The following is a 13,604-nucleotide window of genomic DNA, read 5'->3' on the forward strand; positions in this document are numbered from 1 at the left end:
TCACCCCCGGCGCTGCGGAGTTCCCGGGATCGCACCTGCCGGACCAGCAGGGGTGGATGTCCCGCCGCCCGCCTCGTCCTGTTCGGTCACCAGGCCGATCTTCTTGTAACCCGCACTCGAAATGCGACCCATGACGCGCATCATCAGCCCGTAATTGGTCGTCTTGTCGCCGCGAATGAACACCCTCTCATCCGTCCCGCCCTTGGCGATCGCCGATAGTTTGGTGACCAGATCATCAAGCGAGACGGCCTGTTCCTGAATAAAGATTTCGCCATTGACGTTGACCGACACGGTGATCGGCTGCGTTTCCTCCTGCAGCGGCTTGGCTGAGGATTTGGGCAATTCGATGGGAACACCGACAGTCAGCAGCGGCGCTGCCACCATGAAGATGATGAGGAGCACCAGCACCACGTCGATAAACGGCGTCATGTTGAGTTCGGTGATCGGCGATGACCGGCGCCGCGAATTTCGTCGTGATCGCCCGCCGCCTTTGCCGCCTTGAAGCGCTCCCGCCATGGCCTTATCCTCCGCTTACGCTACCAGGCGCTCGTCGATCTGTCGGGAAATGATGGCGGAGAATTCATCGGCGAACGCTTCCATACGTGCCACATGCCGTCCGGCGACCGCCTGGAGATTATTATAGGCGATCACCGCCGGTATCGCGGCCACCAGACCGATCGCCGTGGCAAACAGCGCTTCGGCGATTCCCGGTGCCACGACGGCAAGATTGGTGTTCTTGGACACCGCAATCGCCTGGAACGAGGTCATGATGCCCCATACCGTGCCGAAGAGACCGATGAAGGGCGACGACGAGCCGACGGTTGCCAGAAACAGCAGGCGCGATTCGAGACGCTCTGCCTCGCGCCCGATGGTCACATCCATCACCTTGTCGATACGGTCTTTGAGGCCGGTAATTCCGCGCCCGCCCGCTTCCTGCGTGCGTTTCCATTCGCGCATGGCGGCAACGAACACGGCAGCCAGGCCGACATTGTTCTCATTGGCCAGCGAGCGGAACAACTCTTCAAGGCTGCGACCGGCCCAGAACTTGTCCTCGAAATCGTCCATGTCGCGGCGCAGCCGGCGGTAGGTGACGATCTTTTCGAAAATGATCGCCCACGTCATGATCGACGCGCCGAAAAGCCCCGTCATCACCAGCTTGACGACGATATGCGCCTGCACGAACAGCCCGACGAACGAGAAATCGCTCACATTGGAAAGGGCAGCAACCTCAACGGGCGTAGCCATGAATATTCACCTTCGCTGTCCGCTTTGCTTTACGGACGAAATGGAAGCGGGGCACACAAGGTTAAGGGGTGAGCCGGCTCGTCGGCGGATTGGAATTTACGAAAATTCAAGCCGAAACCGAGCGAACGGCTGCTCCCTTGACCGTGGAATGGGACGAAACTAGGGCGTTCGGCCCGAACCATAAGGTTACAAACCGCCTTTTTGGTTAAGGAAGCATGAACAGGCCGGATTTTCTGCAGATTTACCGCGCCGGATATCCGCTCAATGCCGCCACGACATCAATTGCCGTGCCGCCTCGATCCTCGATCTGGGAGCGCTGGCAAGCTGCGCGCGCAGCCGCCCGCCAATGCGCAATGGTCGTCCATCGCCAGCGATCAACGCCACCTGGACCAGCGCGCCGACCAGATAGGTGTCGCTCGTCCAGATCGACTGATAGAGGGTGATGGACGCGCCTTTGAGGATGATCGCCGACGTCCTGACCTCGACGACGTCTTCGATACGCGCCGGCCGGCGGTAATCAATCGTCATCCGCCGCACGACAAATCCTGCAGCGTCCCCTTCTTCCGCCAGTTCGCGCTGCGATATCGCCAGCACCCTGAGCATGTCGGAGCGCCCCCGTTCCATGAAGCGGACATAGGCGGCGTGATAGACGAGACCGGTGAAATCAGTGTCCTCGTGATAGATGCGCACTGGCAGGATATGTTCGCCATCAACGATGCGCCCGGCAAGATCGGGCCATGTCGTTCCTGCCGTTTCATCGCCCGTATCGCTCATGGATGGTCCGTGGAAGAAGCAAAAGGATGCATTGCTCAATCCTCCGGGCTGTTGCCGGACGCAAAGAAGTCGAACTGCGCCGCCCCGGGGGGTGGAGCCTCCAGGCCAAGATGGCCAAAGGCTGACGGGGTCAGCAATCGCCCACGCGGGGTGCGCTGCAGGAAGCCTTGTTGCAGGAGGAAGGGCTCGACGATCTCCTCCAGCGCGTCGCGCGGCTCGGACAACGCTGCCGCGATGGTGTCAATCCCGACCGGCCCGCCGCCATAGCTGCGCGCGATAATGCCAAGATAGCGCCGGTCAAGCGTATCAAGCCCCAGCCGATCAACATCAAGCGCGCCCAGCGCCCGGTCAGCCAGCGTCGCATCAATCGAAGACGCCCCCGCGACGGCGGCAAAATCCCGCACCCGGCGCAACAGCCGCCCGGCGATTCGCGGCGTGCCGCGTGCCCGCTTGGCGATCTCGCGTGCCCCGTCTTCGGTAATTGCCGCTGCCAGCACGCGTGCCGCCCGTTTGACGATGAGTTCCAGTTCCTCGATCGTGTAAAACGACAGCCTCACATGAATGCCGAAACGATCGCGCAGCGGCGTCGTCAGCAGGCCGAGCCGGGTTGTTGCGCCGATCAGCGTGAATTTGTTGAGGTCGATCCGGACCGAGCGTGCCGCCGGCCCCTCGCCGATGATGAGATCAAGCTGGAAATCCTCCATCGCCGGGTAGAGGATTTCCTCGACCGCTGGCGACAGACGATGAATTTCATCGATGAACAACACATCGCGCGGCTCCAGATTGGTGAGAAGCGCCGCCAGATCGCCGGCCTTGGCAATCACCGGGCCTGATGTGGAGCGAAAACCCACCCCAAGCTCGCGCGCCATGATTTGCGCCAGCGTCGTCTTGCCAAGACCCGGCGGCCCGGCAAACAACACATGGTCAAGCGCCTCCTCGCGCTTTCCCGCCGCCTGAATAAACACCGAGAGGTTCGAGCGCGCCTGCGCCTGGCCGACGAAATCAGTGAGGCGTTGGGGACGGATATGCGCTTCGACTTCGTCCTCGACACCCTGTTGGGCAGCCACCACGCGGCTCCCGCTGCTCATCGCTGCCTACCCCTGCCGCGCCCAGCCATCACCGCGCCAATTCCCTTAACCCAAGCTTGATGAGGAGTGCTGCGTGCGCCCCCTCGCCGGCCGTTTTCATTGCCGCTGCCACCGCCGCTGCCGCCTGCGGCTGACCATAGCCGAGATTGACCAGCGCCGACACCGCATCCATCACGGCACTCGGCATCGCTGCTTCATCCGCCGGTCCGGCAAGGCGCGCGGCCAGCGGGTCGATGCCGACCAAAGCCGGGGCTTTTCCCTTGAGCTCGGCGACGATGCGCTGCGCCAGCTTCGGGCCAACGCCCGGTGTGCGGCCGATGGCCGCCTTGTCCTGGAGCGCCACCGCGCTTGCAAGCTCCGAGGGACGCAATGTCGACAGCAGCGCCAGACCGACCTTGGCACCCACCCCCTGGACTGTCAGCGCCAGGCGGAACCATTCGCGCTCGGCAAGGCTTGCAAACCCGAACAGGCGGATCATGTCCTCGCGTACATGCGTCTCGATCCACAGGCTCGCCCGCTCGCCCTTTTGCGGCAGGCCGGTCAGGGTGTGCGATGAACAGAAGACCACATAACCAACGCCGCCGACATCGATGATGACATGATCATCACCATAGTCATCGACGAGCCCTGTGAGTTTTCCGATCATTGAACGAACCTAGGCCGATTCGCGTGCTTGCGTCGCGCTCAGCCGGGCGATCTGCCGGTGGTGGGCATGCGTGATCGCAATCGCCAGCGCGTCAGCCGCGTCAGCCGAGGTGATTTTCGCCGTCGGCAGCAGGATTTCGACCATGCGCCTGATCTGCGCCTTGTCGGCATGGCCGGCGCCAACCACGGTTTTCTTGACCAGATTGGCTGCATATTCACCGACCTGCAGGCCCGCAAGCGCCGGCACCAGCAGGGCGACGCCGCGCGCCTGACCAAGCTTCAGGGTCGATTCGGGATTGATGCTGACGAAGGTCACCTCGACCGCGGCATCCTGCGGCTCGAATGTGACAATGACATCGCGCAAACCGTCATGGATCGCCTTCAGGCGCTCGCTGAGAGCGACATCAGCGGGGATCATCAGCACGCCACAGGCAACAAAACTGAGCCGCGAACCGGCATGCTCGATCACCCCCCAGCCGGTCCGCCTCAAGCCCGGATCAATGCCGATGATGCGCACCTTCCCGCTCACCGGCCGCTCCCCTCAGGCCGAAAGCTTGGAGAGCAGATCGTCAGAGGCTTCGAAATTGGCATAAACCTTCTGCACGTCATCATGCTCGTCGAGCTGGCTCACAAGGCGCACCACTTTCTCGCCGGTCTCATCATCAACCGGCACAGTTGTTTGCGGCTTCCACGTCAGCAGTGATTTCTGCGGCTCGCCAAACCTCGCTTCCAGCGCCTTCGCCATGTCCGCCAGACGTTCAGGCGCACACCAGACCCGGTGCACCTGCGCCTCGCTCGTCACATCATCGGCACCCGCATCGATGGCGGCCTCCAGCATCGTGTCAGCATCACTCACGCTGCCGGCGAATTCGACGAGGCCCACCCGGTCGAACATGAACGACACAGCCCCTGTTTCAGCCAGCGCCCCGCCGCTCTTGGTAAAAAGCGAGCGCACATCCGAGGCTGTGCGATTGCGGTTATCCGTCAGCGCCTCGACAATGACGGCAACCCCGCCCGGTCCGTAACCTTCATAACGAATTTCATCATAGCTCTCCGCATCCCCGCCGACGGCCTTTGAAATCGCCCGCTCGATGCGATCCTTGGGCATGTTCTCGGCCCGTGCCGCCAGCACGGCGGCCCGCAGACGCGGGTTCATCGCCGGATCGGGAAGGCCCATCTTGGCTGCAACCGTGATTTCACGCGCCAGCTTGCTAAACAGGCGCGAGCGCACGGCATCCTGCTTGCCCTTGCGATGCATGATGTTGGCGAATTGTGAATGACCGGCCATGCCCTGCTCCTTGAGCCGCACCTCACACGGGTTCGGCCTTCATCGGGGTGCGGAAAATAGGCGCCTCGAGGGAAAAAATCCATGCCCTCGCGCGTGATCAGCCCCAGGGCGGCGCAGCTGGCTGCAAAAGCCCACCCATCCGCACCCCGTGACAGGCGCGCGCCAGACCGGTCCTGTCATCGATCTCGACCGCCAGCCCCGACAACGTTGCCTCGCCATCCGCCGGCTCGAAGCGTCCCGAGGGCAGAGCATGGACAAAACGATGCAGCGGCTCGGCCGCTTTCATGCCGATAATCGAATCATAATCGCCACACATGCCGATATCGGTGCAAAACGCCGTACCCCCCGGCAGGATACGATGATCAGCGGTCGGCACATGGGTGTGGGTGCCGATGACCGCGCTCACCCGCCCGTCGCAGAAGCGCCCGATACCCTGTTTCTCACTTGTCGCTTCGCAATGGGCATCAACCACAATGATGTCGGCCACCTCCTTGAGGGGAGCCGCCGTCAATTCACGCTCAAGCGCGGCGAAGGGATCATCGAGCTGGGGATGCATATGGACGCGCCCCATCACGTTGATGGCAAGCAGCCTGGCGCCATTACGCAAACTCACCAGGCTTGCGCCGCGCCCCGGCGTGCCGGACGGATAGTTGAGCGGGCGCACCAGCCGGTCGACCCGGTCAATGAACACCAGCGCCTCGCGCTGATCAAACGCATGATTGCCAAGCGTGACGACATCGGTGCCGGCCGCGATGAGTTCGTCGAAAATCGCTTCCGTAATGCCAAAGCCCCCGGCGGCGTTCTCGCCATTGACGACCACCGCATCAAGCTTCCAGGCCGCTACCAGTCCGGGAAGCAGATTGGTGACGGCCACGCGCCCGCTGCGCCCGACCACATCGCCCAGAATAAGAAGCCGCATTGCTAATCCCGCTCTTGTTGCTGTGCCTTGCTATTCAACGGCTGCGATGAAGGCAAACACAAAGGTAAAGCCGGACCGCTCACACCTCGATGACACCGCGCTCGGTGATGATGGCATCAAGCCGCTCGTCATGGGGCCGAAGCGGTATGTGATCGACTTCCTGAACGCTGAAGGCATAGCCGAAAGCCCGAACAGGCCCTTTTGCCCGCAACTGTGCCAGGGTGCGGTCATAAAAGCCGCCGCCATAGCCGATACGTCCGCCGGCGCGATCAAAGGCCGCGAGCGGCACAATCAGCACGTCGGGCTCGACATAAGGCTCAGTGGCAAGCGGCGCTGGCACGCCAAAGGCGCCGGCCGCTAGCCGGTCTCCGGGCGCGTAGGTACGAAAACGCAATGCCATGCCCTTGCCCACGACAACCGGCAGGCAGCATGCCCTCCCTGCTTCGGCCAGACCTGCTATCAGCGGTCCGGTATCCATCTCATCGCCAATCGACCAGGAGACCGCGACCATCAGGGGGGCGGGGCTGAGCGCGCCAAGCGCCCGGCGCGCCGCAGCGTCCGCTGCCGTTTTCCGCTCATCGGGCGATAAACGTGCCCTTGCGGCGCGAGCCGCCACCCGCAGCCGCTGCTGATCCTCGGCAAATCTGGCTTCTGTCATGGCGCTGCACATAGAGGAAAGTGGCGGGCCGGAACAGCCGTGGGAGCGTTCGATCCCGGGCACCTACGTAAGTAGGTGGGCGCCGTGTGCCCAGGCCCACGAGCCCGGACAGGGACAGCTCCCGTTAGGATCGATAAGGGCCCGGGGACTCAGTTGTCCGCACGCAAAGCCCAGCACCGCCACCCAAAAGCTTAATCTACTTCGTACACCTGCGCCATAGTTTTACCGCCAGCTGCAAATTTCAAACGAAATTAACCATTCTGCTCATAATAAACAGGGATGAATCCGCTGCTTTTGCATCAGGCATACATACGCTCGACGCTCAGCGGCACTCAACCACCGACAGTGCGTACCGCCGCAACGTCCTGTCGCAATAGCGCAAGATCATCGTGCGGCCTTCATCTCGACAGGGAATGGCGGACATGGGCCTATCATCGCTGAAAATTGGACTTCGCATTACGCTCGGCTCGGTCGTGAGTCTTGTCATGCTTCTGGGTTTTGGAGCGTTTGCCTGGGTTGAAATGGCGATGCTGAATTCAATAACCGAAAAACTCCATTACTACCCCTTCACAAATTCCAACGCGCTCGCCACAACACAGACTGACTTGACGGCGATTGACAAGAATTTGCAGCTGATCATCGCCAGGGGTGGCGATGGTTGGCCTGAGTTGATGGCAGAAATCGACCAACACGCCGCTAATGCCAAAAAACAATTGGAGCTGGTTCTGAGCCGCTACCTTGGCGGCAAGGAAGAACCGCAATCCGCCTTGGATGCGCTCGCCGCCCTTACTGCGGGACTGCCGAGCATTCGCGAACGCATGCAGATCGGATCGCTCTTTGAGGCCAATCATCTGGCCGATGAGCTGCGCGAAAAACACGGCAAGAAAGCTCTTGGTATAGCAACAAAACTGCGTGAAGCCGGCCTCAATGTCTACGCCAAGCGGTTCATCGAGGATGCGCGCGCCGCATATGACAATGTCACTCAATGGACGATTATCGTGATGATCCTTGCCGGCCTCACCGCGTTCACGGTCAGTTTTTTGATTGCACGCTCGATCACCAGCCCGCTGCGCACATTACAGGAGCGCATGAAGTCGCTGGCCGCTGGCGAAAAGGATACGGCCATCGCCGGTCAGGAGCGCAAGGACGAGATCGGCGCCATGGCGAAAGCCGTCGAGGTTTTCCGTGCCAGCATGATCGAAGCTGATCGCCTCGCGGCCGCTGAAGCCAACGAGCAGGGCGCCCGCGAGCGTCGCGCCAAGGCGCTTGATCGTCTCGTCAAGGATTTCGAAAGCGAGATCGGCGTCCTCGTCGGCGATGTCGGCCACGCGGCGACGGAATTGCGCACAACGGCTGAAGGGCTGTCCGCAAACGCGGAGGCGACGACCCGCCAGTCAAGCACCGTGGCCGCTGCCTCCGAAGAGGCAACGATGAATGTACGAACAGTCGCGGCGGCCGCTGAAGAGCTGTCAAGCTCGATTGCCGAGATCGGCGCACGCGTCGGCGATTCGACAACCATGATCGCCAGGGCGGTCGAGCAGGCAAAGACCACCGACCACCAGGTCCAGTTCCTCGCCAAGGCCGCCGACGCCATCGGCAATGTCGTCAAGCTCATCAATGATATCGCCGGCCAGACCAACCTTCTGGCGCTCAACGCCACCATCGAGGCGGCGCGCGCTGGCGAGGCTGGCAAGGGTTTCGCTGTGGTCGCCTCCGAGGTCAAGCAGCTTGCCACCCAGACATCGAAGGCAACCGATGAGATTGCCGGCCAGATCACCGCCATACAGGCGGCGACGGGCGAAGCGATCACGGCCATCAAAGCCATTGCCGGTACCATCGGTTCGGTCAACGAGATCGCCACCGGCATCGCTGCGGCCATCGAGGAACAGGGCGCCACCACGCAGGAAATCGCCCGCAATGTTACCGAAGCAGCCCGCGGCACCTCGGACGTGTCGACCAACATCGTCAACGTCAACGAGGCAGCCCAGCATTCCTCGCGCTCGGCCATGCAGGTTCTGGAGGCAGCAACCGCACTCAATGGCAATGGCGACAAGCTCAAAGGGGTCGTCGACAGCTTCCTCGCCAAAGTGCGCGCCGCCTGACGCCAGTACGCGTGCAAGGATCAGGCGGGGAGGCTACAGGCCTCCCCTTTTTCTTGAGACCTTTGCTGACAATTTTCTTGGTCGCTTCTTGGCAAGCACCGCCGCCCATGCTCTAGGCTCGCCTGCGTCAAGGAGCCTGCCATGCCAATGTCCTACGCCCAACGCCTCGAAGACACCCATCTGGATTTGATCTTCGCCGATCAGGCAACCGGCTTCTACATCGACGTGGGCGGTGGCCATCCGGTCGCCGATAACGTCTCGCTGCATTTTTATGCTAAGGGCTGGCGCGGTCTGGTCATCGAACCGCAAGCACGCCTCGCCGCGATCCATCGTGCCTTGCGCCCGCGCGATATCGTCATTGAAGGCCTTGTCGGGCGCGAGCAAGGCGAAGCGCTCTTCCATCAGGTTGCTCGCTTCCACGGATTTTCAACGACGATCAGCACGCATGCCGCCGCTGCCGCCGAGCTTGGTGCAAACGTCGAGGCAAGCCATAAGCCGGTGACGACGCTGGCAAAGCTGTGCGAGGACCACGACATCACCATGATCGATTTTCTTAAAGTCGACGTCGAGGGCGCCGAGGCCGACGTGCTGGCAGGCGCCGATCTTGCCCGCTTTCGTCCCAGAGTGATCATCGTCGAAGCGGTGGCGCCTGGCACCATGGCACCAAGTCATGAGAGCTTCGAGCCGATCATCCTGCCGCACAACTACGTCCTCGCCTTCGAGGATGGTCTCAACCGCTTCTATGTCCGCGCCGAGGAGCGCGGCCTTGCGGCCCGCTTTCCAGCGCAGCCGCTTGCCTGGGACAGTGTCGACCATCTCTATGATCACGGTCGCGCCGCGGAGAACAAGGGCCATGTCGATCATGCGCTGGCGCTCGCTTTGTCGCGCGGCTTTCTTGCTTCTCTGCCGGAATTGTCGCTCGATGAGGTGAGGGCTGTTGCTGCTGAGGGTGCAGGTAGCAGCGCCAACCCCGCTTCGTCGCTCGATGATGACAGCCTGCGGCTGGCGCTGGGGCGCATTTGCGCTGCCTATGATGGCGGACATCTGATGGACGACTAAGGGGCTGATCGTCAGTTCGTGTGAAACCCGAGGCTGGCAGCCAGCCGCTCGACCCGCTCAGCCGTAAGGGTCACCGCCTCGACCGCACTTTCCTCCCGACCGCGCGCCGCCGCCAGTTCATTGTCCAAGCGCATGCGCAGCGCCGACAGCTCCGCCTCAAGCTGGCTGACGCGACCGCGCATGTCGGACAGCTGATCCGACACAACCAGAGCTGCCATGATGGTGAGCCTGGTGTCGCCGATCTCGCCGAATTTGGCTTTCAGCGCCTTGACGTGGCCGTCAATGCCTCTTGCAAGCGTCTCAAGGTGCTTTTCCTGGCCTTCTTCGCAGGCAATTTTGTAATTGCGACCACCAATGTCGATATCAAGCGAGGGCATGGATCAAGCCTCCTCCTCCGCCAGAACTTCGCGCAGCGCCTCGAGCGCATGGTCAACGCGAAGCGAGGCGGCAAGATTGGCCCGCGACAGGATCGTCGCTTCCGCCTTCAGATGATCGCAGGTACTGGCAAGCTTGGAGCGATCGACAGCGAGGAGATGCACATCCTCTTCCAGCTGGGCTACCACATCTTCGCTGGCCTTGCGGCGCACGACCGCAGCCTCAAGAACATCAAGGCTCGACTGCAGGCGATTCAACGCGGCATCAAGTGGCGTACTCTGCATCATGACAGAAAGGTAAAGGCGGGACGGCGGCTTGGTCAACGCTCCAATTCGCTCTTCCCACCATTTCCCGGTACCTCGCTCGATTGACTCCAGGTGACCGTGTCGCTAATTCCCGCCCACCGGGGTGATGAACTGGCGCGAAACGGGGCCACATGTGCCACGGCTCGTCTTGCGGCACTGCCCGACCTATCTGCAAGAACACCGAAAGTTCCCGATACCATGACCCAACCGACGAGTTCTGCGGATTATAAGCTGATGGCGAGTGCCGTAAGAGCTTTGGCCATCGATGGGGTCGAAGCGGCAAAATCCGGCCATCCCGGGCTGCCGCTGGGCGCAGCCGACATCGCCACCGTTCTGTTCACCAGCTTCCTTCGCTACGACGCCAGCAACCCGTCCTGGCCCGACCGCGACCGTTTTATTCTCTCCGCCGGCCATGGCTCGATGCTGGTCTATGCGCTCCTCCATCTCCTTGATTTTCCCGGCATGTCGATGGAGGAAATCCGCCGCTTCCGCCAGAAAGGCTCAAAAACCCCTGGCCATCCGGAATTCGGCCATACCGCCGGCATTGAAATGACGACCGGCCCGCTCGGGCAGGGGCTTGCGAGCGCGGTTGGCATGGCAATCGCGGAAACCTCGCTTGCCGCGCGCTTCGGCAGCGACCTTGTCGACCACCGCACCGTCGTTTTGTGCTCGGACGGCGATCTGATGGAAGGCATCAGTCAGGAGGCCATCGCCCTTGCCGGGCATCTGCGCCTCAACAAGCTCATCGTTCTGTGGGATGACAACAACATCTCCATCGACGGACCGTTATCGCTGTCTGATTCAACCGATCAGCTCGCCCGCTTTGCGGCAAGCAATTGGGCAACCGACCGTGTCGACGGTCACGACCCCAACGCAATCCTGGCGGCGCTGGAACGGGCGCGGGCCAGCGAGCGCCCCACCTTGATCGCCTGCCGCACCATCATCGGCTACGGCGCACCAAAAAAGGCCGGCACCTCGAAGGCTCATGGCGAACCTTTGGGTGCCGATGAACTCACCGCGACCAAAGCAGCGCTCGGATGGACAGCTGAATCGTTCACCGTGCCTGATGATGTGCGCGCCGCCTGGCGCGAGGCGGGCAAGCGGGCTGCAGCAACGCATGTGGCGTGGCAAGCGCGCCTTGCCGCCACGGACGAGGCAACCCGCAATGAATTCATACGCTCTATCGCCGGCACGCTGCCTGCTGGCTTGAGCGTGGCGCTTGATGCGGTGAAGGCATCGGCACTTGCCAACCCGCAGTCGGTCGCCACGCGCAAAGCCTCCGAAATCGTCCTCGAGGCGATCAATGCGGTCTTGCCCGAGACCATCGGCGGCTCCGCCGATCTGTCCCCGTCAAACCTCACCCGCACCAAAACCCTCACCCCCTATTCCGCGACCGGGCGCGCAGGCCGCTATATCCATTTCGGCATCCGCGAGCATGCGATGGCTGCCGCCATGAACGGCATGGCGCTGCATGGCGGGATCATTCCCTATGCCGGCACCTTTCTGGTGTTTGCCGATTATTGCCGCCCCTCGCTGCGCCTCGCGGCGCTGATGGGCGTGCGCGTTGTTCACGTGATGACCCATGACAGTATCGGCGTGGGTGAAGACGGGCCGACCCACCAGCCCGTCGAGCATCTGGCGGCGCTGCGTGCCATACCGAACCTTCTTGTCTTCCGCCCCTGCGACACGGTCGAGGCGGCCGAAGCCTGGCTGAGCGCGCTGTCTCACCAGCATGCGCCGAGCATCATCGCCCTGTCGCGTCAGGCCGTTCCGCAATCTCGTTCAAAGAGCAGCGCCGACAATCAGGTGAGCCGCGGCGCCTATGAGATTTCACCAAGCAGCAAGCCGGCCGCCGTCACCCTCTTTGCCTCCGGCACCGAGGTCAGCCTGGCGTTAGCGGCGCAGAAGATGATCGAGGCGGAAGGCTACGGCGCGCGTGTCGTGTCGGTGCCGTGCTTTGAATTGTTCGAGGCCCAGGACGCGACCTATCGCCGCACTGTTATCGGCGAGGCCGGGGTCAGGATCGCCATCGAAGCGGCGATCCGTCAGGGTTGGGACCGCTTTATCGGCGAGGCCGGTATCTTTGTCGGCATGTCGGGCTTTGGCATGTCGGCACCCTACGCCGAAATCTACGACCATTTCGCCATCACCCCCACGGCCGTGACTGCAAAAGCGCTCGACGCCCTGCGTCGCAACGACTAGCGCCCGTTCAATTCTGGTTCAGCCTGAATTTGTCACGGCACGCCGCTCAGAGGAGACCATGATGACTGTAAAGATTGCCATCAACGGATTTGGCCGCATCGGCCGCAACATCCTGCGCGCCATAATCGAGAGCAAGCGCAAGGACATCGAAGTCGTCGCCATCAACGATCTGGGACCGGTGGAGACCAACGCCCATCTCCTGCGCTATGATTCCGTCCACGGTCGCTTTCCTGCCGACGTTCGGGTCGAGGGCGATTCAATCGTCATCAACGGCAAGGCGATCAAGGTGACCGCCATCAAGGACCCCGGCCAATTGCCGCACAAGGCTCTGGGTGTCGACATCGCGCTTGAATGCACTGGCATTTTCACCTCAAAAGACAAGGCCTCCGCCCATCTTGCCGCCGGCGCCAAGCGCGTGCTGGTGTCTGCTCCCGCCGATGGCGCAGATCTGACGGTCGTCTTCGGCGTCAACGATGATCTCCTCACCAAAGACCATGTGATTGTCTCGAACGGCTCCTGCACCACCAATTGTCTCGCGCCGGTTGCCAAGGTGCTGAACGACAATTTCACGATTGTGCATGGGTTCATGACCACCGTTCACGCTTACACCGGCGATCAGCCGACGCTTGATACCATGCACAAGGACCTCTACCGCGCCCGCGCTGCCGGCCTGTCGATGATCCCGACCTCAACGGGTGCCGCCAAGGCCATCGGCCTTGTCATCCCTGAGCTCAAGGGCAAGCTTGACGGTTCGGCCGTCCGCGTGCCGACGCCCAATGTCTCCCTGATCGATCTGAAGGTGGTGACGAAGAAGCGGGTGACGGTGGAGAAGGTCAACGACGCCATCATCAAGGCCGCCAGACGCGGCCCGCTGAAAGGCATCCTCGCGGTTACCAGCGAACCGAACGTCTCGTCGGATTTCAACCATGTACCGACATCCTCGA

General features: G+C 62.0%; 15 protein-coding genes and 1 other RNA gene. 4 read left to right on the top strand and 12 right to left on the bottom strand.

The window, feature by feature from the left end; genetic code table 11:
• The 10 genes from ACINK1_RS09110 to ssrS all read right to left on the bottom strand — a co-directional run bounded on the left by ACINK1_RS09110 (window position 1) and on the right by ssrS (window position 6,797).
• Complete coding sequence (locus ACINK1_RS09110; protein ID WP_376802708.1) at window positions 1–516, bottom strand: ExbD/TolR family protein; 516 nt, start codon at window positions 514–516, stop codon at window positions 1–3.
• Between the two features lie 15 nt (window positions 517–531).
• Complete coding sequence (gene tolQ / locus ACINK1_RS09115) at window positions 532–1,245, bottom strand: protein TolQ (protein ID WP_376802706.1); 714 nt, start codon at window positions 1,243–1,245, stop codon at window positions 532–534.
• A 261-nt stretch (window positions 1,246–1,506) separates the two neighbouring features.
• On the bottom strand, window positions 1,507–2,019 hold the full coding sequence (locus tag ACINK1_RS09120; RefSeq protein ID WP_376802705.1) for a YbgC/FadM family acyl-CoA thioesterase: 513 nt from the start codon (window positions 2,017–2,019) through the stop codon (window positions 1,507–1,509).
• A gap of 35 nt (window positions 2,020–2,054) precedes the next feature.
• Complete coding sequence (gene ruvB / locus ACINK1_RS09125; protein ID WP_376802704.1) at window positions 2,055–3,107, bottom strand: Holliday junction branch migration DNA helicase RuvB; 1,053 nt, start codon at window positions 3,105–3,107, stop codon at window positions 2,055–2,057.
• A gap of 28 nt (window positions 3,108–3,135) precedes the next feature.
• Complete coding sequence (gene ruvA, locus ACINK1_RS09130; protein ID WP_376802703.1) at window positions 3,136–3,753, bottom strand: Holliday junction branch migration protein RuvA; 618 nt, start codon at window positions 3,751–3,753, stop codon at window positions 3,136–3,138.
• A 9-nt stretch (window positions 3,754–3,762) separates the two neighbouring features.
• The gene (ruvC, locus tag ACINK1_RS09135) at window positions 3,763–4,281 is read right to left on the bottom strand and encodes a crossover junction endodeoxyribonuclease RuvC (RefSeq protein WP_376802702.1); all 519 of its coding nucleotides are present in this window, start codon (window positions 4,279–4,281) and stop codon (window positions 3,763–3,765) included.
• A gap of 12 nt (window positions 4,282–4,293) precedes the next feature.
• Complete coding sequence (locus ACINK1_RS09140) at window positions 4,294–5,040, bottom strand: YebC/PmpR family DNA-binding transcriptional regulator (protein WP_376802700.1); 747 nt, start codon at window positions 5,038–5,040, stop codon at window positions 4,294–4,296.
• Window positions 5,041–5,137: 97 nt separating this feature from the next.
• The gene (locus tag ACINK1_RS09145) at window positions 5,138–5,959 is read right to left on the bottom strand and encodes a TIGR00282 family metallophosphoesterase (RefSeq protein ID WP_376802699.1); all 822 of its coding nucleotides are present in this window, start codon (window positions 5,957–5,959) and stop codon (window positions 5,138–5,140) included.
• 79 nt (window positions 5,960–6,038) lie between these two features.
• Window positions 6,039–6,617, bottom strand: coding sequence for a 5-formyltetrahydrofolate cyclo-ligase (locus tag ACINK1_RS09150; protein WP_376802698.1), 579 nt, complete (start codon window positions 6,615–6,617; stop codon window positions 6,039–6,041).
• Between the two features lie 22 nt (window positions 6,618–6,639).
• Window positions 6,640–6,797, bottom strand: a non-coding RNA gene (ssrS, locus tag ACINK1_RS09155) — 6S RNA.
• A gap of 242 nt (window positions 6,798–7,039) precedes the next feature.
• Between ssrS and ACINK1_RS09160 the strand changes: the two genes are divergently transcribed.
• Window positions 7,040–8,719: a methyl-accepting chemotaxis protein gene (locus ACINK1_RS09160; RefSeq protein ID WP_376802697.1), complete on the top strand. Its 1,680-nt coding sequence runs from the start codon at window positions 7,040–7,042 to the stop codon at window positions 8,717–8,719.
• Between the two features lie 141 nt (window positions 8,720–8,860).
• Window positions 8,861–9,778, top strand: coding sequence for an FkbM family methyltransferase (locus ACINK1_RS09165; protein WP_376803601.1), 918 nt, complete (start codon window positions 8,861–8,863; stop codon window positions 9,776–9,778).
• A gap of 11 nt (window positions 9,779–9,789) precedes the next feature.
• Here ACINK1_RS09165 and ACINK1_RS09170 read toward each other — a convergent pair whose 3' ends face one another.
• Together ACINK1_RS09170 and ACINK1_RS09175 are read right to left on the bottom strand one after the other, a co-directional pair.
• Entirely contained in the window at window positions 9,790–10,155 is a 366-nt protein-coding gene (locus tag ACINK1_RS09170) for a cell division protein ZapA (protein WP_376802997.1), read from the bottom strand.
• 3 nt (window positions 10,156–10,158) lie between these two features.
• A complete protein-coding gene (locus ACINK1_RS09175) occupies window positions 10,159–10,440 on the bottom strand; it encodes a DUF4164 family protein (RefSeq protein WP_376803295.1) in 282 nt (93 codons plus the stop codon).
• A gap of 216 nt (window positions 10,441–10,656) precedes the next feature.
• Here ACINK1_RS09175 and tkt point away from each other — a divergent pair, with 216 nt between their 5' ends.
• Window positions 10,657–12,660, top strand: coding sequence for a transketolase (gene tkt / locus ACINK1_RS09180; RefSeq protein ID WP_376803294.1), 2,004 nt, complete (start codon window positions 10,657–10,659; stop codon window positions 12,658–12,660).
• 61 nt (window positions 12,661–12,721) lie between these two features.
• The coding region (gene gap / locus ACINK1_RS09185) for a type I glyceraldehyde-3-phosphate dehydrogenase (RefSeq protein WP_395760082.1) at window positions 12,722–13,604 on the top strand (883 nt) is incomplete at its 3' end.

The sequence above is a fragment of the Raskinella chloraquaticus (SeqCode) genome, assembly GCF_021731865.1.
Taxonomy (GTDB): Bacteria; Pseudomonadota; Alphaproteobacteria; order Rhizobiales; family UBA4765; genus Raskinella; species Raskinella chloraquaticus.

Bases quoted from the DNA above. Each gene is read 5' to 3' on its own strand.
- ACINK1_RS09170 (WP_376802997.1), bottom strand. From the start codon at position 10,155: ATGCCCTCGCTTGATATCGACATTGGTGGTCGCAATTACAAAATTGCC.
- ACINK1_RS09120 (WP_376802705.1), bottom strand. From the start codon at position 2,019: ATGAGCGATACGGGCGATGAAACGGCAGGAACGACATGGCCCGATCTT.
- tolQ (WP_376802706.1), bottom strand. From the start codon at position 1,245: ATGGCTACGCCCGTTGAGGTTGCTGCCCTTTCCAATGTGAGCGATTTC.
- ACINK1_RS09145 (WP_376802699.1), bottom strand. From the start codon at position 5,959: ATGCGGCTTCTTATTCTGGGCGATGTGGTCGGGCGCAGCGGGCGCGTG.
- ACINK1_RS09165 (WP_376803601.1), top strand. From the start codon at position 8,861: ATGCCAATGTCCTACGCCCAACGCCTCGAAGACACCCATCTGGATTTG.
- tkt (WP_376803294.1), top strand. From the start codon at position 10,657: ATGACCCAACCGACGAGTTCTGCGGATTATAAGCTGATGGCGAGTGCC.
- ACINK1_RS09110 (WP_376802708.1), bottom strand. From the start codon at position 516: ATGGCGGGAGCGCTTCAAGGCGGCAAAGGCGGCGGGCGATCACGACGA.
- ruvB (WP_376802704.1), bottom strand. From the start codon at position 3,107: ATGAGCAGCGGGAGCCGCGTGGTGGCTGCCCAACAGGGTGTCGAGGAC.
- ACINK1_RS09150 (WP_376802698.1), bottom strand. From the start codon at position 6,617: ATGACAGAAGCCAGATTTGCCGAGGATCAGCAGCGGCTGCGGGTGGCG.
- ruvA (WP_376802703.1), bottom strand. From the start codon at position 3,753: ATGATCGGAAAACTCACAGGGCTCGTCGATGACTATGGTGATGATCAT.
- ACINK1_RS09175 (WP_376803295.1), bottom strand. From the start codon at position 10,440: ATGATGCAGAGTACGCCACTTGATGCCGCGTTGAATCGCCTGCAGTCG.
- ACINK1_RS09160 (WP_376802697.1), top strand. From the start codon at position 7,040: ATGGGCCTATCATCGCTGAAAATTGGACTTCGCATTACGCTCGGCTCG.
- ACINK1_RS09140 (WP_376802700.1), bottom strand. From the start codon at position 5,040: ATGGCCGGTCATTCACAATTCGCCAACATCATGCATCGCAAGGGCAAG.